Origin of the sequence: Geotalea daltonii FRC-32, from assembly GCF_000022265.1 — a bacterium.
Taxonomy (GTDB): Bacteria; Desulfobacterota; Desulfuromonadia; order Geobacterales; family Geobacteraceae; genus Geotalea; species Geotalea daltonii.
Window position 1 is genome coordinate 703849 of record NC_011979.1, and the last position, 23195, is coordinate 727043.

12 protein-coding genes are annotated in these 23195 nt (G+C 56.1%); 7 read left to right on the forward strand and 5 right to left on the reverse strand.

Annotated features, from left to right (window positions below; genetic code table 11):
- Window positions 1-41: 41 nt before the first annotated feature.
- On the reverse strand, window positions 42-848 hold the full coding sequence (locus GEOB_RS03170) for a PilZ-like domain-containing protein (RefSeq protein WP_012645734.1): 807 nt from the start codon (window positions 846-848) through the stop codon (window positions 42-44).
- Window positions 849-1101: 253 nt separating this feature from the next.
- Between GEOB_RS03170 and GEOB_RS19635 the strand changes: the two genes are divergently transcribed.
- The 7 genes from GEOB_RS19635 (at window position 1102) to GEOB_RS03210 (ending at window position 9609) form a co-directional block, all read left to right on the forward strand.
- Window positions 1102-3837, forward strand: coding sequence for a tetratricopeptide repeat protein (locus GEOB_RS19635; protein ID WP_012645735.1), 2736 nt, complete (start codon window positions 1102-1104; stop codon window positions 3835-3837).
- Complete coding sequence (locus GEOB_RS19200; protein ID WP_012645736.1) at window positions 3834-6218, forward strand: tetratricopeptide repeat protein; 2385 nt, start codon at window positions 3834-3836, stop codon at window positions 6216-6218. Before GEOB_RS19635 ends, GEOB_RS19200 begins: the two co-directional genes overlap by 4 nt.
- Window positions 6219-6399: 181 nt before the next feature.
- Window positions 6400-7215: a flagellin N-terminal helical domain-containing protein gene (locus tag GEOB_RS03190; RefSeq protein WP_012645737.1), complete on the forward strand. Its 816-nt coding sequence runs from the start codon at window positions 6400-6402 to the stop codon at window positions 7213-7215.
- A 66-nt stretch (window positions 7216-7281) separates the two neighbouring features.
- Window positions 7282-7959 carry a hypothetical protein gene (locus GEOB_RS03195; protein WP_012645738.1) on the forward strand — a complete coding sequence of 226 codons (678 nt, stop codon included), beginning with the start codon at window positions 7282-7284 and terminating at the stop codon, window positions 7957-7959.
- Window positions 7960-7983: 24 nt separating this feature from the next.
- Entirely contained in the window at window positions 7984-8373 is a 390-nt protein-coding gene (locus tag GEOB_RS03200) for a flagellar biosynthesis repressor FlbT (protein ID WP_012645739.1), read from the forward strand.
- Window positions 8363-8749 carry a flagellar biosynthesis regulator FlaF gene (flaF, locus tag GEOB_RS03205; RefSeq protein WP_012645740.1) on the forward strand — a complete coding sequence of 129 codons (387 nt, stop codon included), beginning with the start codon at window positions 8363-8365 and terminating at the stop codon, window positions 8747-8749. Before GEOB_RS03200 ends, flaF begins: the two co-directional genes overlap by 11 nt.
- Window positions 8750-8823: 74 nt before the next feature.
- Complete coding sequence (locus tag GEOB_RS03210; protein WP_012645741.1) at window positions 8824-9609, forward strand: hypothetical protein; 786 nt, start codon at window positions 8824-8826, stop codon at window positions 9607-9609.
- On the opposite strand, the gene GEOB_RS03215 is transcribed toward GEOB_RS03210, so the two are convergent.
- From GEOB_RS03215 to GEOB_RS19205, 4 genes are read right to left on the reverse strand one after another with little or no spacing between them, the layout of a single operon-like run.
- On the reverse strand, window positions 9600-11465 hold the full coding sequence (locus GEOB_RS03215; protein ID WP_012645742.1) for an O-linked N-acetylglucosamine transferase, SPINDLY family protein: 1866 nt from the start codon (window positions 11463-11465) through the stop codon (window positions 9600-9602). The two genes, GEOB_RS03210 and GEOB_RS03215, sit on opposite strands and share 10 nt — an antisense overlap.
- A complete protein-coding gene (locus tag GEOB_RS03220; RefSeq protein WP_012645743.1) occupies window positions 11462-13522 on the reverse strand; it encodes a class I SAM-dependent methyltransferase in 2061 nt (686 codons plus the stop codon). Before GEOB_RS03220 ends, GEOB_RS03215 begins: the two co-directional genes overlap by 4 nt.
- Window positions 13519-14142, reverse strand: coding sequence for a class I SAM-dependent methyltransferase (locus tag GEOB_RS03225; RefSeq protein WP_012645744.1), 624 nt, complete (start codon window positions 14140-14142; stop codon window positions 13519-13521). The genes GEOB_RS03220 and GEOB_RS03225 overlap by 4 nt, the downstream gene beginning before the upstream one ends.
- A complete protein-coding gene (locus tag GEOB_RS19205; RefSeq protein ID WP_012645745.1) occupies window positions 14143-23178 on the reverse strand; it encodes a glycosyltransferase in 9036 nt (3011 codons plus the stop codon).
- Between the last annotated feature and the right edge of the window lie 17 nt (window positions 23179-23195).

Here is a 23195-nt window from a genome sequence, read left to right on the forward strand (position 1 = left end):
TTTTGCCGGGTAGTCTGGGCGGGAAAGAGCCGTTTTCTTCTTTAGCGGATGGGGACGATGCGGTCCTGGCTTAGCTGCAGCAGTCTTCTTTGCTCACTGAATATAAAGGAGATGATGGTCTCCCGCTCCCTTTCGTTGATGTGAATAAAACGCGTGGCGACCCTGTATTGGGTCCCCTTTTCCCAACGCAGGGTGATTTCGTTGCAGCGCACAACCTCTGCCACGGTGCGGATGATCCGCGAAGGGACCAGAGGAAGAAAAAGATCAATTCCCATCAGTGTCCCCGGAGCCACCGCTTCGGGCAGCTTCAAACGAATACCTCCACCGCTGAGATTCATTTCCATTGGCAGAAGGTCTTCGCCATCCCGCCATTCCACTACCTTAAAACCATCACCGAACGGCTCCAACTGCAGCTCCGGCAGTGACAAACAGCGCCCTCTTTCAGCATTCCATTCTTCTTCTACAATCGAAAGCGGCTGATTTTTCAATACCCGGTATTCCACCGGCATGACCAGATCCAGTCTGAAGTAATCCCGCCGTTGCTGCTCAATTATCGGCCCGACCAGCTTTGCCTGTAGTTTGTTGCCGGAATCGACTTTTTCAAGCCTGCCGTTACAACGGTAATGGGCCCATCCGGTCCAGTAGGTGACATAAAACTCCGTACCGATTTCCACTTCCGAGCTGTCCGGTAATCCATCCCCGATCAGCTCGATGGAGAGAAGATCCGAATTGATGGCTGTGACAATGGCATTACTTTCGAGGAGTTTCTTGTCCAGGAGGCGGACGGCAGCATTTATCTGCTGGTCCGGTTTGAAATGATCTTCGTATTTGACGGTTGTTGCAGTCATGGGCTGGCGTTCCCCTAGGGTGTTCTGTCCATAGGCTTGAAAATGTTAACACATCTTCCCAAACGCAGCAATTATTTACTACAAGGTATTTAATTATCTCAGGCGATTAACGCGGCGCAATCGCCCCCCAGTCCAGTCAAATTTATGACAGAATTCGCTGGCCTTGTAGATCCGTACAGTAGTGCCATTTGGCCCGGCTGGTATGGTAGTTGCTATTTACCTGGCGAAAAGTCATCATTGAGAGGTTCAGTCGATGAAAGTATCCATGCCTTCCGGTTCCGCCCATGGCTGGGGAATAGCCGGGGAATACCTGGCGAGGGAGATAATAAAACTGCCACCGGTCGATGGTGTTACGCTCCACTGTATCGGAGGGGTCGATCTCAAGCCTCTGGACCCCCAGGCCTGGGACAGGATCAACATCGGTTACACTTTTTTCGAGGACGATATCGAAGTGCTGCGCCATACCAGGCGGGCTGCCGCTGAGTGGGATCACATCGTTGCCGGTTCCAGCTGGTGCGAACAGCATCTGCGCATCGGCGGCATCAGAAATACCAGCACCATTCTTCAGGGGATCGACCCCGCCAATTTCTCCCCTTCTCCCCCACGGCCCGATGACGGACGTTTCATCGTCTTCTCCGGCGGCAAGTTCGAGAGTCGCAAATCACAGGATATTGTCATTGCTGCCATGAAGATACTAATGGCCCGCCATTCCGATCTGTGGCTCTCCTGCGCCTGGTACAACCACTGGCCCTTTTCCATGGCCACCATGCAGGGCTCACGCTACATCAGCTATCGCCATCTTGAAGAGGACTGCATGGGCCTTTTACGCAGGACCCTGCAGGAAAACGGCCTTCCCATGGACCGAATCATCCTGCATCCCCTGTTGGATAACGCCCGGATGAGAAATGTCTATGTGGACACTGATATGGGGCTGTTCCCCAACCGTTGCGAGGGGGGGAATAACATGGTCATGTCAGAATACATGGCCTGCGGCAGGACAGCAGTCGCATCAGACGCCAGTGGCCAGGGAGACATAATTACCACAGAAAATGCGTTCCCCCTGACCAGCTACGAGCCGCTCCTTATCAGCCGCAGCGGGGTCCCTTCCGCCATCTGGTTTGAACCCTCCCTGGAGGAGGTGGTGGAAAAGCTGGGGTTTGCTTTGCTCAACAGGGGCGAAATACGTGCCAGGAGCATCCGTGCCGGAGAAGATTTGCAGCGCTTGCGCTGGGATAGAGCTGCCGAGCAGTTTCATGGCCTTGCCTGCAAACTTGCAGGAAAGGGCCGAGAGTCATTGACGGTCAGAGTGCATCAGGCATCGCTGGGAGAGCCTTTGACCGCAGACGACTATCTGCGGGAGGGTCGGGCACTTCTCGACAGCGGCAATCCGGCACTGGCCGAGGCACGTTTGCTGAAGGCACGCGCTCTGAATCCATTCTCCGCAGAAGTTTACAATTGCCTGGCAGGCGCCATGGATGCACAGGAACGTCATCAGCAAGCGCTGGGCTACTACCAGAAGGCCCTTTCCCTGCTGCCTGACTCGGCAGTGATCAACTTCAACATGGGCAATACCATGAAAAAGCTGGAGAGGCCTATAGAGGCTACAGCATATTACCGGGAGGCCCTGAAAACGGACCCCGATTTTGCCGAAGCCCATTATAATCTGGGGCTGGTTCTGCAGGGGCAGCGGCTTTTCGACCAGGCTCTGGATGAATACGAGCGGGCGCTGGCCCTGAGGCCGGCTCATGCCGGCACCCTGCATAACATGGGAGATATCTTGCAGGACCGTGGCCAAGTGGAACAGGCGGTTGCCTGCTATGACAAAGTGCTGGCACTGGATCCGCAACTGGCCAATACCCACAACTCCCTGGGCAATGCCCTTCTCTGCCAGGAAAAATATCCGGAGGCGATTGCCGCCTATGAGCGTGCCATGGCCATCGATCCTGACAATCCGATGATCCACAACAACCTTGGAGCCGCTTTCAAAGACAAAGGCGACCTGGATCAGGCCATCGCCTGCCATCGCCGGGCCCTGGCGCTGGAGCCGGGGAATGCCGATGCCCACTGGAACCTGTCCCTGGCTTGCCTTATGAAAGGGGCGTTCATGGAAGGCTGGCAGGGTTATGAATGGCGCTGGGAAAAGAGCATACCGGTGCCGCGCCGAGAGCTGCCGCTTCCTCTCTGGGACGGGGAGCCCTTGGGGGGCAAGAAGATCATTCTTGTCTCCGAACAGGGGGCCGGGGATGTTTTTCAATTTGTACGTTATGCCGCCTTGGTCGCAGGCAGGGGAGGTACTGTTCTGATCGAATGTCAGAGTGCAGCCCTGAAGCCGGTCCTGGAACGGGTGCCGATGGTGAGGGAAGCCTTTGTCGCGGGAGAAACGCTGCCACAGGCTGATTGCTATTTCCCCCTCATGAGTCTGCCGCTGCTGTTCGGCACCACACTGGAAAGCATTCCGGCAGACGTTCCATACTTGATCCTGGATCCGGCCCGCCTGGAGAGCTTCCAGCGAAGGATGGGGGGCGATGGTGGTCTTAAGGTGGGGATCGTCTGGGCCGGTAGACAGAACCTGGTGCGCAACCGCAAGCGGACCTGCGGTTTGGAGGTTTTTGCCCCCCTGGCCGAAATTCCAGGGGTCTTCGTCTACAGCCTGCAGATAGGCCCCGATGCAGACCAGGCTACTCCATGGGTAGCCCAGGGCAAGCTGGTCGACTTGACGCCGCACATAAGGGATTTTGCCGACACCGCCGCCCTCATATCCAATCTGGATCTTGTCGTCACCATCGATACTTCGGTTGCCCATCTGGCAGGGGCACTGGCCCGGCCGGTGTGGACCCTGCTCCACTATGCTCCCGACTGGCGTTGGATGCTCGAGCGCAGCGACAGCCCCTGGTACCCGACCATGCGGCTCTTCCGACAAAAACAGCCGGGAGATTGGCAGGGGGTAATGGTGGAGGTGAAGAAGGCCCTGCAGGAGATGCTGCCTTGACCAGTGCCGAAGACTTTTACCGTTCGGGCAATGCCAACGCCACCCGAGGAGATTACGACGGGGCCATTGCCGCCTATCTGCAGGCGCTGCAGCTTGCTCCACGGCAGCCTGCAGTTCTCAATAACCTGGGTCTCGCCTATGTTGAGAGTGGACGCCTTGATGAGGCCAAGGTCATCTTCGAACGATTCATCGCCCTGGACCCGGAAAACGCCGAGCCGTGGAACAACCTGGCCGTTGTCGTGCAGATGGCTGGAGACCTGGAGACGGCGACGGAGCTTTTCCGCAAGGCCCTTGCCCTCAATCCACAGTATGCCGAGGCTTGGTACAACCTGGGCTTTGCCCTGGAAGAACAGCGGAACTGGTCGGATGCCATAACCTGCAACCGGAGGGCGATTCTTGTCCGTACCGATTATGCTGAGGCACACTTCAACCTGGCGCTGCTGCATCTCCTCACCGGGAAATTTCACGAGGGCTGGCAGGAATACGAGTGGCGCTGGGTGACCAAGGGCTTCAGTACCCCCAGGAGACATTTCGCCCAGCCCCAGTGGGATGGCAGCCCTTTTCCTGGCCGGACGCTGCTGGTCCATATGGAACAGGGCTTTGGCGACATAATTCAATTCATTCGTTACGTACCCATGGTTGCAGGTCGTGGAGGAGGGGTCATTGTGGCTGGCCCTCCCGAGTTGAGGGGATTGCTGGCAAGCGTGGACGGGGTGGACAGGGTGCTGGTCGACGGCGATACCTGGCCCGAATTTCACCTGCATATACCCTTGATGTCGCTGCCGCTGGTTCTGGGGACTGAACTGGAGACTATTCCGGGGCAAGTGCCCTACCTGCAGCCTGAACAGCAGAAGGTGAAGGATTGGGCGCTACGGCTTGAGAGTGATCGTGGATTCAAGGTGGGACTGGTCTGGTCGGGCCGGCTGAATACGGAGAAAAACCGCCGCCGTGCCTGTCCTCTGGAGTACTTTGCATCCCTGTTCGGCATCGCCGGGATCAGCTGGTATACGCTGCAGATGGGGGAAGGAAGAGAGCAGCTGGAAACGGTGCCTTTCGGCGGCCAGATCAGGGATCTGACTTCCCTGATTAAGGACTTTGGTGATACAGCCGCGTTCATTGCCAATCTGGACCTGATCATATCCATCGATACCTCGGTATGTCATTTGGCCGGAGCTTTGGGAAAGGAGGTGTGGACACTGCTTTGCCGGTCTGCTGACTGGCGCTGGCTCCTGGATCGCAACGACAGTCCCTGGTATCCGGCCATGCGCTTGTTCCGTCAGGAGCAGACGGGGGACTGGTCATCGGTCATGGCGCGGGTGGAGGACGCTCTTCAAGAGTGCGCCGCTCCCCGTCTGAAACTCTACTTCTACCGTTCGGGGATTGATTATTTGCTGCCCCCTTTGCTCCATGCAATGAAAATCCCCCTGCTCTATGACGATCCCCAGGGGCGGCAGGAGGTTGAGGGCACCCGTTACGATGTGCTGAGCATCTGGCAGGAAGATGAACTGGGCAAGCCTGTCTCACCATGCCGGGATAGCTATGATGAGGTCGATTCACCTGCAGATGCAGATTTCATCGTATTCCCCGAGCGGATCGACGAGCTGCTGGAGAATTTCGGCGGGGAGGGTACGGCTCGCTTTCTTCACCAGCTTCCCCATTTTGCCACCCACGAGGAGAAGCATGTCTTTCTGACCGTTCACGACAACAGTGATCCGTTGGGCATCAAATCGGTCATCTTCAGGACCAGTGCCTCTGCCTTCAATGCCGACCCTTGTACCTACGTTTTCCCTTACCGCACTGAGGACTTTAGCCGCTACCTCCACTACGACCTTGCCCGCATGGATTATCATACCGGTTTTATAGGTTTTACCGGCTCCAGTCCAATACGTAGCCTCCTCATGGACAGCATAATGAGGGAGAAACGCCTGGTCAGCTATCTGGACACAAGCGAGCGCTTCTACGGCCATTTCCCGGAGAACGAGTTACCCCGCCGAAGGGCACGGTTCCTGGAATATATGGCCCGGTCCCTTACGGTACTCTGCCCCCGCGGCACAGGAGAAAATACCTTCCGTTTTTTCGAAGCCATGTCCATGGGACGGATCCCGGTTCTTGTGGGTGATGGCTGTATCCTGCCATTTGCTTCCCATATTGACTATGACGCCTTCATCATGAGAATTCCTGAGCAGGATGTATACCGGGCCGGTCAGCTGCTTTACGAGTGGATATCGCGACAGAGCGAGACTGAGCTCCTTGGCCGCTGTCGCCGGGCCAGACAGGTCTGGGAAAAGTATTGCCGCTATTCCAGGATCAGCCCCATGCTGCTGGGCATGTTGCAGCGGCATAAACAACGTCTTGTCAAAGATGAAAGAAAAAAAATGTAAGCAGGTGATTTTTCTCCTCAAGTTACCCGACCCAACACCGAAGAGATTTCTAAATGCAGAATGTGAGACCGGTCACCGGGGCCACGAAGAATCGTGAGCCTCGACTGCATCAACGGCAAGCCGGGTAACCGGCGCAACAATCGGCAAGAATGCCGAAAAAACCTAGAAAAGGAGAATCACCATGGCTATCAACGACGTATCATTGACCGCAGGCATGAGAAGTAATCTTCTTACCATGCAGAAAACTTCCGATCTTCTCAACCGTACCCAGGACCGTCTCTCTTCAGGCAAAAAAGTTAACTCCGCACTCGACAATCCGACCAACTACTTTGCTGCCCAGAGCTATTCACAGCGCGCCGGCGACCTCGATGCCCGTAAAGACGGTATGAGCGAGGCAGTTCAGCAGGTAAAAGCCGCCAACGCAGGTATTACAGCTATCACAAGCCTGATTGAGTCCGCCAAAGGTCTTGCAACTTCGGCTCTTTCCACTTCCAACACGACAACCCGCGCCAGCTTGGCTGGCCAGTACGATACGTTACGTCAACAGATCGACAAACTGGCCTCCGACTCCTCCTATGGCGGAAAGAACTTGCTGCAAAACCAGAATATCACCGTCAACTTCAATGAAGACGCAACTTCAACGCTGTCAGTTTCCGGGTTCAGCGCCAACTCTACGGGCCTTGCCATGAGCGCAAACTCAAACAGCTGGTCCGCCGATACCGATATCAGCAGCGACTCCGGCAAGATGGATTCGGCTATCACGACCCTGCGGTCCAAAACCCAGACCCTGTCGGCTAACCTGAACATCATTACTACCCGCCAGGATTTCACCAGCAGCATGATCAACACCTTGAGCACCGGTGCGGATAACCTGACCCTGGCCGATATGAACCAGGAAGGCGCCAACATGCTGATGCTGCAGACCCGTCAGTCTTTGGGTACCACAGCCCTGAGCCTTTCTTCTCAGGCAGCACAGTCAATACTCCGGTTGTTCTAATAATAACGGCAGAATCGGGTGGAGGGGAGAATTTCCCTCCACCTCTTTTTTTTAGGGGGTGACTCCATGGCCATACAACCCATAAACAATGACCCTGTGCTGTCAAATTTGACCCGCACAACGGCTACAGGTCAAACAGTTGACGCACAAAACGGAATGCTGAAGAAAAACAATGCTGCGGGGGATTCCGTGGCATTTGTTGCTTCAGGAGAGGCAAAATCGGAGTTCGCCCGGATCAACTCCACCAAGGAAGCTATTGCTGTAGCGGCCAGGGCCATTCATGCCGCTGATGAGGTGATGGATGCCGTCGGCAAGAACCTGTCAAAAATGAAGGAGAGCCTGGAAACAATCGTCAAGAACTATCCCCCCTTTCCCCATGGCAGTGATGAGCGGATCAAACTCCTGATGAGCTATAACTCCCTGCGCAAGCAGATCGACGATCTGACAATGCCGCCACCGCCACCCGATGGCACGGAGTATGCTAAAATAGTGGGTGACCCGGCTATTGCCGGTACCAGTGGCATCAACGTCACCAACGAGAAGGGGGACCCGGTGAAGATCAATGCACAGGAAGTGCATACCGGTCCCACTGGTTTGGACCTCCCGATACTGCCGGACATTCCCGGAGACGATGCCACAGATGATCAGATCTATGAAGCCTTGGGCAAGCTGGACACGGCAGTTAAGACCCTTTACGAGAGACAGTCGGGACTTGCAGCGGATGCGCAGAAACTGCTGGCCTAGCCCCCGACACGGATACGGACTGCGATGGCACTGAAAATTTCCCTGAAACCCAATGAACGCATGATCATCGGCGGCGCCGTTATCAGGAATGGCGGCAAGGCCAGTGAGTTCCATGTGGAAAACAAGGTACCGATTCTTCGGGAGAAGGACATCCTGGGAGAGCAGGACGCCACCACCCCTTGCCGAAACCTGTACCTGGTCATCCAGCTCATGTATATCGATGAAGTAAACCTATCCACTTACAACAATACGTATTGGGAACTGGTGAAAGCTCTTGTCGATGCTGCTCCCAGCATGACCCCGACCCTGGACAGCATCAGCGAATGCATTGTCGGCGGGAACTATTATCAGGCACTGAAACTGACACGAGACCTAATTGACTACGAAGAGGAGCTTATCAGACATGCTGGCTAACCAGATCAAGGAATACGCGAACATTCAGAAGGAAGCATTGACCGGCCGTGAACTTGAAGCGTCAGTCCTTACCAGGGCAGCGCAGATGCTGAAGCATTGTCAGGACAACTGGAATGCGCCCGATCGGGAAAAAAAGCTGCAGGAAGCCCTCAAGTTCAACCAGAAGATCTGGAGCTTCTTTCAGGCAGAACTTTCGGTTCCGGATAACCCGCTGCCGAAAAAGCTGCGGGAAGATATCCTCAGTCTCAGTCTTTTCGTGGACAAACGGATTTTCGAGATAATTGCCTTTCCGGAATCGGAAAAATTGACCATAGTGATCGACATCAACATGAATATCGCCGCCGGCCTGAGAACAGGTCCCGGTGATGACATATGAACGGAAAAACCTGCTTGTAACAGCCCTGCATCCTGAAAGATAGCGGGGCTTTATTATTTGAGGTACTCTGCCCGATGAAAAAGAACCTGGTGATGGGTGCCGTTTCCGGATATGACTTCAGCCTGATCAGCCCTTTTGTAATATCACTTAGAAAAACGGGCTTTACCGGCGACATTTGTTTCTTTGCGTCGGGGATATCGGACCGGACTAAGCATTACCTCCGATTGCTCGATGTGCAGGTGGTGACGCTGCCCCAGGAAGAGCAGTTTGCCGGCATGGCTATCAGCATCACACGATTCATGCTCTACCAGGCGTTTCTTGCCCGGCAGGACATGGATTATGAGGGGGTAATGCTGACCGATGTGCGGGATGTGGTATTTCAGGTGGATCCATTTGCGTTCGATTTCTCAGGCAAGGTCTGCTGTTTTCTCGAAGCCGAAGAAAAGAGAATCATCGACTGCCCCATGAACTGCGAGTGGCTGCGGAGCAAGTTCGGAGACCCTGTCCTGGCGGAGATCGGGCATAATCCAATCTCCTGTGTCGGCACGATCATCGGTGGAAAGTCGCAGGTCCAGGGATACCTGAAGGTGATGCTCGAACATCTGACTCCCCCCTTCACCATCCCCGGTGATGACACCGCCGTGCATAACTATCTGATTCACACACGCCAGATTCCGGACATAGCTATCTTCGCAAACGAGGATGGACCGGTGATGACTGTCGGCTACAAGTCTTCGGACTCGATGTCTTTTGATGGGGCAGGTTTTCTTTCCAATACCGCAGGCAAGATCGTGAACACCATCCATCAGTACGACCGGCATCCACAGTTATTGGAAAAGCTCTCTTTCCTCTACGCTTGATTCCTGCACCACTTCAGCCACATCCGGCGATATGCATCCTCCAGCAGAGCGACGAACCTGGGTGCATCCATCAGGGGCGAACTCTGCAACTCGTGTCGAAGATTGCTTCGAACCTGCGCCAATCTTACCGGGTCGGCAGCCAGGTCAAGCACGATCTCCATATACTCTTCCTCTGACGTGGCAATCCATTCACGATGGCCGGCATTGGCAAGCAGACTTATTGCCTGCCGCTCGGCAAAGGTCACGCCGCTCATTGCCACCACAGGTACTCCCATCCACAATGCCTCACAGGTGGTCGTCCCGCCGGGAAAAGGGAACGTGTCCAGGGCTATGTCCACAAGACTATACTCGCGCAGGGTTTCCATATGGGAAGAGTGGCCCCGCAGCATAATTCTTCCCGGATCGATGCCTGCGTGGGTAAATCGGTCTTGAAAGGTTCTGGCGCATCCGGGATCGTCGAATAGGCGGTTTTTGAGGAGCAGCCTGCTGTCTCGCAGTGTGTGAAGGATTTTCGCCCAAAGTGTGATAACCCGCTGATTTATTTTGGCGACATTGTTGAAACAGCCCAAGGTGATGGAGCCGTTTTGTTGCATGGGGAGGATGCTGACCTCCGGCGTGGCGATCACGGGACTGAAACAATAGCGGGTTTCGGGCAGCCTTAACGGTTCCTCGGAGAATAGTTGCGGCAGCTTTTCCGGCGAGGTTATCTCATCTGTGATCAAATAATCGATCGTATCAAGCCCGCTCGTATTGGGATAGCCGATAAACTCCACCTGGATTGGAGCAGGCTTGCGGGCAAAGACCAGCAGGCGGTGGCCGGAGGTGTGCCCCGCCAGGTCCACGAGAATATCGATGCCGTCCTCGCGGATCAACTCTGCCACCATGGCGTCGGACATGCCGTAAATGTTTCGCCACTGATCGGCCAGGGACATGGTGTGGTCCGTGATCCGGTCCGGCGTCCCCACATTGGCATAGCAGTGAATTTCAAAATTTTCGCGCCCGTGAGCTGCGAGCACCGGTTCAATGAAGTAGGCAACGGCGTGGAGCCTGAAATCAGCTGAAACATACCCGATTTTCAATCGTCTGTTCGGGTCCGCCCGGTTGCCATGGAGTTTTATTTGATTTTTCAGTGGGGTAGCGAATTTTGTTGTGAATCTACGGTGTTCGTCATAAAGCTGGCTTGCATCGACAGTGGGGGAAAAGGCCATGGCAATGAGCAGATTGTCAAAGGCGCCCATGTTGTCAGGCTCACAGGAGAGGGCTTTTCTATAGGCCGTTACTGCTGCTTCAGCATCCCCCATGGACAGCAGGGTGTTGCCCAGGTTGAAATATGCGGCGGCACATTCGGGATGCGCCTCGATAATTTCTTCAAACAGAGCTGCAGCATCGCTAAAGCTGAGCAGAAGTCTGAGGACGATGCCCAGATTCACCTTTGCCGTCAGGTAGTCCGGATCCAGTGCCAATGCCTGTCTGAAATACCCTGCCGCTTCTTCAAGTCTTCCCTGGTTTCTGCACAGGGAACCCAGGTTGTTGAGTGCTTGAGAAAAACCTGGCTCCAGGGTAAGCGCCTGCCGGTAAAGCGTTTCGGCGTCGGCAGTTTTTCCCTGGTTGCAGAGTAAATTGGCCAGGTGGAAGAATCCCTGGGCATGGGGGGTATGGGCAACGATCTGGCGGAAGCATGTTTCAGCCCTGGTGGTATCACCCCTATGGGCGAGGATGACACCCAGGCTTAACAGGGCATCCAGGTGCTCCGGCGATTCGGCCAGGACCTGTTCCAGTAGCTCCTCTGCTTCAGCAATCATCCCCTTGTTTATGAGGATCCGGATATACTTGTAAGTCGTCTCTGCAGTAGTCATTTGCCCGACCTTTGAACCCAAAACTGATACATGCCGCCGAAAGTGTCCGGGTTCTCCTGTTCGAAAAGATGCCACAGGTGCAGTGAATTATGGGTGCTGTCATCGGGAAATCGGTTGCTGTAGCGTAACAGCGTCTGGGCGTCCAGTTGAAAACCAAGGAAAGCCAGGTCGAAATCCTTGATAATTGCAGCAATCTGCAGCAGATCAAAGGTATGTTCCTGGACATGGAAAATCAGATCACGGCAAGCGCTGGTGCTGTAAAAATCCCTGCTCGCCATTACCTTGCGGATCAGCTGGTCATCGGTAAACGACGCTATCTCCCTGCGGCAGCGGCGGATATCGTCTGGAGCAGGGTGATAATTCCGCCCGGCTATGAAATTCCGTGCTGCAGCAATATGTCTTCGGGCGATGGTGCTGTAAAGGGCCACACCCATCAATCCCCCCGGCTTCAATCGGCGCAACAGCTTTCGCCATCCTTCTTCAGGGGAGGCCATATGGTGGAGAACACCGCTGCATTCAATAATGTCAAAATCCTGCTCCGTGTGGTCAAGGTTCAGGATGTCCCCTTGGACGAAGGTGATGTTGGCACACCCGAATTCCTCCGCCTTGCGCATGGCATAGGCAAGACTGGCCTTGCTCAGATCCATGGCCGTTACCCTGGCCCCTTCAAATCGGGCAGCAGTCGTGATGGCGTGACGCCCAGTACCACAACCGGCGATAAGAATCGCCGGTTGTTGATTATTCAGGATTTGGGGAATTACCAGATGGGGGAAAAGTTTCGAGAATACCTTGTCCATGGGAAGGGGCACAGGCAGCGCCATACTGAACCAGCGTGGATAAGGATTTTCTTCATACTGGTCCTGTACCTGCTGCGAGAGAGCATCTATGGGCGAGATAGCAGGGATCATGCACTTCATTCGCTGCTCTGCCAGCGGCTCGACCACTTGGTGCAAGAACACTTTTTGCAGCATCTCATGATGATCTTCTGCGTCGACAAGGCTGGTAAGCAACTCGCATTCAGGCAGCCGGTGCAATGGCTGATAGCAGGCCAGGAGCACCAGCCGTAACAGGGGGATCTTGCTCCCGGAGCCAATGCAGTCACAAATAAAGACCTGTAACTGCCGCACAGCCGTCTGCTCCTCCCCGGTGACATAAAAGACGTATTCGTTGCTGAAACAGAGCTGTGCCAGGCTGCAAAGGAACGGGATGGACCCGGCTAAGTCTGCTGGATAACAAGTATCGGTTGGATGGGATAAAAGCAGGTTTTTTCGCAGCACGGTGAGGAGTTGTTCCAACTCCCAGTTGCAGAGAAGGGATGACTCCATCACCCGCAGGAAGAGGTCGTCGTCGAGCAGCGACCAGAGCTTTCCCTCAAACATTAGCGTCAAGAGCTGCTGGTTATCGGCTGCCGCCGATAGCAGCGTTGAAACCTCTGGTCTGGCAAGGATAAGATGGGTGGCAATGTCTGCCAGGGACTCATTGGGTGACTGCTCGTATGCTGTGAGCAGGTCTTTTTCCAGGGCGGCCAGCTGCTTGCCGGAAAGGGAACTCTGGCAGTGGGCCAAAAGGCTCTGCCAGAGTCGGACATTTCCCGGACCATAGTGCACTGCGGTGCAAAAGGCTCCAATGGCCTTCTGCTGCTCCCCCCTGGCCAGATATATTTCTCCCAGCGTCTGGTGCAAATCGACAAGATCGGGCGTCAGTTCCAAGGCTTGTATCACAGTGTTCTCAGCCCCCGCTAGATCTTTAACCGTCAGGAGATGCCTTGCCTGTTCCGCCAGGGCAGATACCAGATTGTTCCGAAATTCAGGACGACCGGGAGAGAGTTTTGCGGCGCATTCATAATGTGCTATGGCTTCTTCCCTGCGTCCAAGGCATTGCAGGATCAAGCCGAGCTTGTCATGTGCCGCTGCAAATCCGGGGGCAATATCCAACGCTGCTGCCAGGCTTTTCGCAGCTTCGTCAAGCAGGGCTTTCTCCATCAACATGGTGGCAAGACTGAACCGGACTAAGGCCGTAGCCGGCAGATTATCGGTTTCTTCAGAGGCAGTATTCAAGCCTGTTTCTTGCAAATGAATCCCCAGTATTCATCCGGTCCAAGACCGGTGGTAAAATTGAAATTCACCTGTTCCAGGGGCTGCAGCCCATTGCGGCCGAGCAGAGAAACCCACATGCCGCGGTTGAGGACGCTGTAGTGATTCTGGTTGTTCTCGTGGTGGCAGGCCGTTTCAGGCGCAGGCACCTCAAGGTAAAGAAGGCCGCCGGCTTTCAGCACCCGGGCAAATTCGGCCAGGGTGAAATGGGGGAAAATGCTGTGCTCGATCACATGCCGGGCCCAGATGAGGTCGAAAGTTTCCGGCAGATAGTCCAAAAACGACTGCTCCATTTTGGTTACCTGATGGCCCTTTTTCCTGCACGCCTCGATATCTTCATCATTAAGGGTGATGCCCAAGGGAGCGAAACCTTTTTCGCGGAAAATGTCCAGTGCCGGTCCCTGGCCGCACCCCACATCGAGGATGGCCGCCCCCTGCTGAAGCGGGTATTTCGCCAATAGATTGTTCAGCTGCTGGTTGGTTATTTCGGTATGGAGCTGCGTCGGCAGTTCCGGGTAGGTATCATTTTCCAGTTTTTTCAGAAAATCGTGCAGTCGGGCAAAGCCCGCGAATGACAATTCCATTTATGCCGCCCTCTGTGTGCATTCTGTTAATAAATGGGTGATTTCCGCTGTGACCGCGCCATTGTCGATGGCTGCCTCCAGCAGCCGGCGACTCCAGTCGAATCTCCCCTGGGTATAAAGCACCTTGGCGTGCTGAAAGAGGAAATCGCCGCAGTCGTAGTTCATCTCCCTGACCTGCTGCAATCGCTGCCTTCCTTTGTCCTGTTCTCCCAAACAGAAATGGATGGAGGCAAGGAGTGCGATAGCCGGAGGATAATCCGGGTGGTTGACCAGCAGGTTTTCCAGGAGAGTGGCGACGGAGACGATCTCGCCTGAATAGAGCTCGCAACAGCCGTAGTTGAACACCGCTTCTTTCGCGTGGGGATCGAGCGCTACCGCCCTTTTCGATGAGCAGAGCGCCTCGCCATACCTGCCTTGGCAAAGGTAGGCATGTCCCATGTTGAAGTGGGCATTGGCGGAGTCAGGTTCCTGTTCCACCACCTGTCCCCAGAGTTCCAGGGCTTCGTCATGTTTGCCAAGTTCTGCAGCCTGAATGGCAAGTTCCGTCAGCGCCTGCACATCTCTGGGATGCTCGGCAAGTTTCTTCTTGCCCAGTTGATAATAAAACTCCCATTTGCCCCGCAGTTTCTCCTTGTCCAGCTTGCCGTAATGATGAATTGACAGATCTGCTTCTTTAACAGGCAGGCCGGCCCTTTCCAATGACGGTTCCACCAGCTCATGGACGGCGTTTTCGAACCTGATGCGGCTGTCGTTCGGGAAGATGCGGACAATGAAATTGGGTTGGAAACCGATACCCGCTTCTTCTTCGGGATATCTTCCGTCGTGGGAAAGAAATCCTTTGCTACCGGCCAGACAAGTATAGTTCTTCTGGCACACCGTATATCCGGCCGGCGTGCCAGAGGCCAGGTGCCGCAGCAACCCATGGTCCCGGCAGGAAATGACCTCGTCGGCGTCCATAACCAGAACCCATGTGCCTGACGCCTTGGCAAGGGACTCGTTCCTGGCCAGGGCAAAGCTTCCCGGCCAGGGAAGATCGAAGACAGAGGCGCCGAAGGCCCGGGCAATGTCTTTGGTCCGGTCGGTGGAGCCGGTGTCGACAACGATCATTTCTGAAACGGCAGGTTTGACGCTGGCCAGTGCCCGGGCCAGGTGCGGCGCTTCGTCTTTGGCGATCATGCACAGGGAAATACTGCCCGGCGCGCCTGCCTGAGGCCGTTCCTTCTGCCCATCCAGCGTTTTCCTCACGTGCAGTGCTGCGTCGATAATGCCGTCGTCGGCGCCGAAGCCGACCATGGCCTGTTCGATCTCGGCCATGGCCTCTTCATATTTCTGCTGGTTCAAGAGCAGGTCGATCAATTTGAAGGTGATCAATCTGCTGTGGGGGAAGATTGCCCGTGCTTCACGGAAGACTGCTTCCCCGCGGCTGAACTGCTCGCTGGCGGAGATGGCGGAGTGGTAACGTTCCATGGCATCGCTTACCGTCGGGTTGAGCATGAAGCCCTTTTCCAGCAGCTCCAGTGCTTCGCCGTGTGCCTGGGCCGACCAGCGCAGCACACCAAGGTTGGTGCAGGCCTCGCCGAAACCGGGATCGGCTGCCATGGCACTTGTGAACAGCTCCTCAGCCCTTGACCGGTCTCCGGCACGGAAGGCAAGCACTCCCTTCAGGTTGAGGGCCTGGGCAAAGGAACTCTCCAAGGCCAGGGCATTATCGGCGCAGCCCTCGGCTTCAGCAAGTTGCTCCAGCCCTTCTCGACAGACTCCTTCCATGACCAGGCTTTCCGCATCCCCGCCATGGCCGGGCATCTCCCTGATGATAGCCAGGGCATCGGAGAACCGTTTTGCCTCAATGAGGAAAGAGGCCAGCAGCCGGTAGGGACGGCGGTCGGCAGGGGCGAATTTTATTCCTTCTTCGATGAGTACTTTTACCGCCTGGTCCAGGTCACCCTTGTGAAAGCTCTCCTCACCCTTGATCAGCGCGTTATGACTGGCGAGGCGGAAGGCTTCGCCCTTGTCCATTTTGGTCATGTCCCATTTGCGGTCGAATACCTTGCGGTTAACGGCCATGGCTGCATTGAAGTCGATCCTGTTCCCCTCGAAAGTCCGGCTGCCGTGGTGATGGATGAAGACGTCGCCGGCGATGACCGACTGCAGCCCGGCCAGGGAGGCGCGCAGGCAGAAATCGTCGTCCTCGAAGTTGCCCAGGGCAAAGGCTTCATCCAGCATCCCCACCTGGTCCGCCAGGCTGCGGCGGAAGAGCATGCAGAAACCGACCACCAGCTTGACCGGGATGCGCCGGTGACGATGGGCGGAGCGGAAACCGGCGGCGAAGGCTTGCATTTCGTCCATGTTTGCATAGGGGACCGACAGCAGTTGCTGGGGACCGGCTATGTTGTTGGTCATGGGAGCGACGATGCCGTCGGCGGAGGCTTCGAGACATTCCCGCATCCCGGTAAGCCATCCCTCCGTCACCACCACGTCGTTGTTGAGTAAAAGCAGGTATTCACCCTTGGCGGCAGCCATGCCCTGGTTGCACCCCTTGGCGAAGCCCAGGTTCTTCTTGTTCTCGATAAGCCTGTAGTTTTTGTGGCTTTTCATTTCCTGGCGAAGCCATTTGACCGTGCCATCCTTGGAACCATTGTCGACGAAGATTATCTCGTGTTTTTCCGGCGTATGTTTCTGGATGCTTGACAGGCACTCACGGGTGTATTCCAGCTGATTCAAGGTGAGGATGATGATGGAGGTTAAGTGATCCTCCTTGGCGGCCACCTTTGCCTGTGCCGTTTTTTTCTCTTTCGCCGGCGGGAAGGATACCGGTTTCGCCTGCCGGGCCTGTTGAGGCACGGCCCGCAGCAGGTACTGGAAATGCCTTCCTTCATCGGCCAGGGTGGAAACATCCAGCCCCGCCTCGGCAAGGGCTTTGGGGATCTGGGGGGGGACCTGCACATCGTTGAGCACCGTTGCGCTCATGGTGGTAGGCGTAAAGCCTGCATTGCCGAAGAGTTCCATCACCCCCTGACGGGTAAAGAAGCGGAGATGGGTGCGGTCGAGGATGCCTTCATCGGCATAGTCCCATTTCCCTTCCAGGAGCCCCCTCACCACCGACCAGTGGCGGACGTTGGGGATACTGGCGACGATCTCACCCCCTGCTGCCAGTTTGCCTTTGGCGGCGACGAGAACGGCGGTGGGATCAACGAGGTGTTCCAACACATCGGCGAAAATGATGGTATCGAAATACCCATCGGGAAGGGTGGGTAAAATCTCCTCCACCGGTCCCGCGCAGACCTTGTCCAGCTTCTGTTCCGCCAGTTTCGCCGCCGCCGGCAGCATTTCGATTCCCCATACCTCCGCTTTCAGCTTTGCTTTCAGTTCGCCAGCCGTAGCGCCTGCGGCGCAGCCCACGTCAAGGATTCTCTTCGCCGCCGGATTCACCATTTCCTGCACTTCCGGTCGCGCAAAGCCATAGTAGGCAGCCGGCTTCTCCCCCATCCTGGCCAGGATCTCCTCACTGTCGGTATACATGCTGTATAGGTCCGAGCCGAACTTGTCCTTGAAGAGGTGATATTTTTCCACCAGGTGATCGGGATGGTCCCGCTCCTCGTCATAGCCCAGGTGGTAGGCGATGAACTCCCGGGCATAGCCCACCTTGCCGCCGTTTCTGCGCACCTGCTCGCACGCCTCCCAGTCGGTGGTGTATTTCCCGTCAAAGTATTTCCTTTTGATGCACTGCATCCAGGTGCCCACGTTGGCCAGGGTGATCTTGTCATTGTAAACGGTCTTCTCGCCGAGGATGACATCGGGCAGACTGGCCGGTTTGTTGACCGGATCGAGGGTCAGGCCGATGAGCCCCATCTCCGGGTACTCCCGGTGCAGGTCGAGCATCCGTTCCAGCCAGCATTTGCCCTGCAGGTCGGGGACGAGGATGTCCGGGTCGCTGACCACATACGGATCGGAGTTGGCCAGCTCGATGCCCCGCTGGAAGGCGACGGTGAAATAGTTGTCGTCGTTGAAAACCAGGTGGTCGTAGAGGATGGCGGTCTTTTGCAGATAGCCCTGGAAGTCTTCCCGGCTGTGGTTGTCGACGACGATGATGCGGTAAGGATAGCGGGTGCGCTCGATGAGGGTCTTGATGGTCTGTTCGAAGTAGTCCCGGCGGTTGTAGGTGAGAAAGATGATGTCGATGGGCTGCTTTTCAGAGTTATTCAGCACCTGCTGCTTTTTCTCGTAAAGGGCGAGGATCTCCGCTGGAAGGTCGGAGGGTGCAGATGCTGTGCTACTCTCGATGGGCTCCGCTGCTGAAGCTGCAGGTGTCGCCTCCTGCCTGGCGAAATTTTGCAGCGCCTGCAGGCTCTGCCTGATCTCGGCGTTCCAGGGTTCCACCTCCAGCGCCCTCGTAAAGAAACAGGCGGCGTCATCGAGCCGGTCCAGTGACAGGCACAGATTGCCCAGTGCTGTCAGTACCTCCAGGTCTTTCGGTTTTACGGCCAGGAGCTTGACGTATATCTGCAGCGCTTCTTCGGTCCTGCCGAGCACGATATGATAGAAGTCGGCCAGGTTCTTCTGGAAGACGGCATTGGTGGGCTCAAGGCGTGTTGCCTCTTCCTGGTGTTCCAGTGCCTTTTCCATCGCCCCCTGGTTTGTATAGAGGACCCCCAGGTCATTATGGGCAGTGGCGAAATTGGGGTGACGGCAGAGCAGCTTCTCAAGGGCGGCAATTTTCTGTTCGACCTGGTCCTCAGGCAGCGCCTGGATTTCTGCGTAGGCCGATTCAGCCACACCCATGTCGGCCTGAGCTGTTTCCCGGTACTCCTTCACCGCTGCCAGCGATTCCCGGACCTCCCTGTTCCATGGTTCGATTTCCATGGCACGGGTGAAAAAGCATTCCCCATCATCGAGTTTTCCAATGGCAACACAGAGGTTTCCCAGTGCCATCAGTACTTCAAGATCCTTTGGCTGCACCGCCAGAAGCTTCACGTAAATCTGCAGCGCCTGTTCCGTCCTCCCCATCACCATGTGATAGAAATCGGCCAGATTTTTCAAGAAGGTACCATTGCCTGGTTCCAGGCGGGCAGCTTCTTCATGATGGGCAACCGCCTGGTCCTGCTGTCCCTGCTGCCCGTAGAGGACACCCAGATCGTTGTGGGCCAGGGCGAACTGGGGGAAATGTTGCAGCAGGTTCTCCAGGGCGGCTATGGCTTCGGCTGTCAGATTCCGGCCGGCCAGATCCACGGCTTTGCCGTACATTTCCTCGACAGTCGCTGCCGGCCCAATCTGTTCCGGTTGCCGTCGGAATTCTTCGAGGGCCTCCAGGCTCTTCCGGATTTCCAGGTTCCATGGCTCGATTTCCAAGGCGCGGGTGAAAAAGTGGCGGGCATCGTCATGCTTGCCTACGCTGACGCAAATTTTGCCCAGTCCGGCAAGAACTTCCAGATCTTTCGGGTGCATTGCCAGGAGTTTGACGTAAATCTGCAGAGCATCTTCAGTTCGACCGAGCACCACCTGGTAAAAATCGGCCAGGTTCTTCTGGAAGGTGGCATTGGTGGGTTCCAACTGCGTTGCCTGCTCAAAATGGGCAAGTGCTTTTTCAGTCTCGCCAAGGTTGCTGTAGAGCACTCCCAGGTCGTTGTGGGCAAGGACGAATTTGGGATGGTGCCGGAGCAGGTGCTCCAATCGGTTCTGTGCTTCTGCAACATTCCCTTCGTTGGCAAGAGAAACGGCTGCAGAGTATACCGCCTCCGGCGCTTCTACCGTATCCCCTTCTGCGGATGCCGATAGAGCGGGAGAAACAGCAGTGACGGAATCGCCGAAAAAGGCCCAGTACCAGCGGACTCCCTCTGTCACCTTCTGTTCTTCAATGGTTACCTTTTGGAGGCCGGCGGAGTGGATGAGGTCCTCAATTTCATCGATTGCCCAGCGCACGTTCGGTTCATACGTTGCCAAATGGGCATCTTCGGACCCCCCCTGGGCATCGCAGAACTGGCAGAGGAATCTCCCCCCCGGCGCCAGCTTTCCGGCCAGGCCGTTGACGTAGTTACGCACCAGGTCCTTGGTGAGATGCTGGAATACGACAATGGAGTAGACGAGATCGACACCGGGGGGAATGACCTTCTCCCACTCCTCGGCCAGGACGGCGGTGAAATTGGCGATCCCCTGCTCCGCCATGAACCGTTCGGTCTTATCCAGCAGGGTCCGGCTGACGTCGATGCCGTAAACCCGCTTCACGTGCCTGGCCAAAAGGGCTGATTCCCGGCCGTAGCCGCAGCCGATTACTACCACCGTCATTTCCGGGGTGAGGGGCAGGAAACGCCGCACGAAGTTGTCATCGTCGCCGAAAAGCTTGAGGCCATCGTGCTCCTTGCCGTAGAGGGGGTGGTTCTCGAAGTAGCCATCCTCCTGGAGTTTCTGCCAGAAGGGGACATTGCTGGCGACGGCGGTCTCTTTTCCCGTTGTCCTTGCCAGGTACTTGCGCAAGGCCGATGCCTCGGCGAACCTGTTTTCCCGGTCGAGACATTCGGCCTTCTTTTCCAGGTCGTCAACGGCATCGTGCTTCTGGTAAGGCACCGGCGCGGCAAGGGAGGCCGGCAGGGTGCGGAAGGCATTGCGGACCTCTTCGGGGTAAATTTCCTGCTGGAAACTCTGGATTATGTCGGGGAGATGGGCGGAAAGCTGTGTCTTGAGAAGGGCATCCGCCTGCCCGGTCAACCATTCGTGCATTCGCTCCAGAAGGGCAGGGCCGTAACCGCAGAGGTTGACCAGCGACCCTGGGTTGGCCAGGATGTGCAAAACGAACTGCACCGCCTTCAGGGCCTGGCGCGTGTCGGCCAGGTCGGTCCTGGGGAAGAGGGCGGGGAAGCCGTTGGCATTAAGGAAGTCAAGGCAGCTCCTGCCGGAGTCGTAGATGCCCGCTTCCACGGAAAGGCTGGTACCCTGGGCCGGGTGGATACGGGTGACGACGGTCCTCTCATCCAGATAGAGGGGCTGATAGCGGGAAACAATGCGCAGCCACATGTCAAAGTCCTGACCGTTGCGCAGCTTTTCATCAAAATGACCCAACTGGTCAAATACCTGTCGGTGAATGGCGATGCTGATGCCGTTCACCTGATTTGCCTCAAAAAAGTTCACCAGTTGCCGGTTCGGATCATTCAACTCCTCCCCGTTACGCTCCACCGACACCTTTTCCCCTGTCTGATCGTAGAGGAGGAAGTAGTTGGTGTGCATGAAGCGCACTTCCGGGTGCTTCACGGCCGTTGCCGCATGGAGGGAGAGTTTGTCAGGCTCGAAAAGGTCATCGGAGGAAAGCCAGCAGATCCACTCTCCGCGGGCATGCTTGAGGCCCTCGTTCAAGGCCGACGAAACGCCACCGTTTTCCTTGTGGAAGGTGCGGATGCGCGGGTCCTTCTCTGCATAGCGGGCCATGACGGCCGCCGTTTCGTCGGTGGAGCCGTCATTGACAACGAGCGCTTCCCAGTGGGGGTAGTCCTGGGCAAGGATGCTGTCCAGGGTGGCAGGGAGAAAACCGGCCTGATTATAGCTGGGGACGAGGATGGAAAAGAGCAAGCCGCTGTCTTGCGCGGGTTCCTTGGGATTACGATCCATGGCAGCCTCAAGTTCCTTCATTTTTTTATTTGTCAGATGAGCATCTGGTTGTCGACCTGTTATCTCCTGGAACTCTGCAACTAGCATTCCGTATTGACGGGAGAGACCATATTGTGCTGCGGTGGCAATGCCGCCGGCAATAATCCGCTGTCGCAGGTCGTGGTCTGTCAGCAGCCGCTCCAGGGCTTCGGCAATGGGAGCAGCATCCTGTTCGGCCACCAGCAAGCAGTTCCGGCCGTCCTCAATGATGCCCTCCAGGCCATGGTTCGCCACCTGCACCACCGGCGTCCCGCAGGCCATGGCCTCAAGGGAGGGAAGGCCGAAGCCTTCGTACCAGGAGGCATTGAGGTAAATATCGGCCTCATGGTACTGGCTGCTCATCTCTTCAGGTTGCAGCCCGGAGAGAACCTTCTCCCTGTAGCCGACCGGCTGGGTCTCAGGCTGCTTCACCTGCTGACCGCAGACGATGGAGAGAGTGAGGTCCCACTCGGGGCACTTTTTCGCCAGGATCGCGACCGCTTCTCGCGCCACGCCGATTCCTTTCAGGGGGTGTTGGGGATCTCCGCTGATGAGGATGGTGCGGCAATTTGCATTCGTTTCCTTCTCTGCCGGAGAAAAGATCCGCAGGTCGATGCCATTGAAGACGGGAAAGGTCTGTTGTTGATAATGGTCCTGGAAATAGTGGTGCAGATGGGGAGAGACGACGATCCGCCCCACCGGCAGCGAGTTGAGTAGATGGAAAATGGGGGCCGCCTTCGGCAATGGCCCCTGGGGCGGTTTCGTCACGTGGAACTCCTCCAGCCCCTGGCAGAGATGGAAGATGCGTTTACCCCTGGTGTGGCAGTAGCGGAGCACCTGGGGAAGCTCCAGCAGGGAGTAGACGATGACGATAGGCTCGGTGATCGCCCCGTAACGGCCGTTGTCGTGGATGATCTTGTAAAAAGACGCTTTCAGCTCGACCCAGTCGGGGGGATCGTCGTCGGAATAGACGGAGACTTTGTAACCAAGTTCTGCCAGCCAGTTGATGTAGCGGTAAACGGTGATCGGGCCGCCCCCCTTGATGGAGGAGTGGCGCATGGTGAAGGCAATGGCCGGCTTGGCGGAGGTGGCGGCCAGGTTGCCGAAGTATTCCCTGGAGCTTTCGGCGAAGTCGTAACCGTTGGCAAAAAAGGAATAGAGGCTTTCCCTCGAAATGGTCAGGTCGTTGCCGTGCTGGTCGGTGATGTTCAGGCCTGTCAGCTGCTGCTCATAGGCAAGAGTGACCATGGACTGATGAATTTCGTTCTCGCTGTTTCGATAGTCGAAGCAGAGGTGATAGGTGCCCTTGTAGGTAGGGGAGACAAAGCAGTTGATGATTTCTGCATGGTCATCAATTAAGACGGGAACGCTGGTGCTGGAACCCCCCGATCGCTTTGGCATGTAAATTTGGTAATTTTTATCCATGCACATGGTCCTTTACA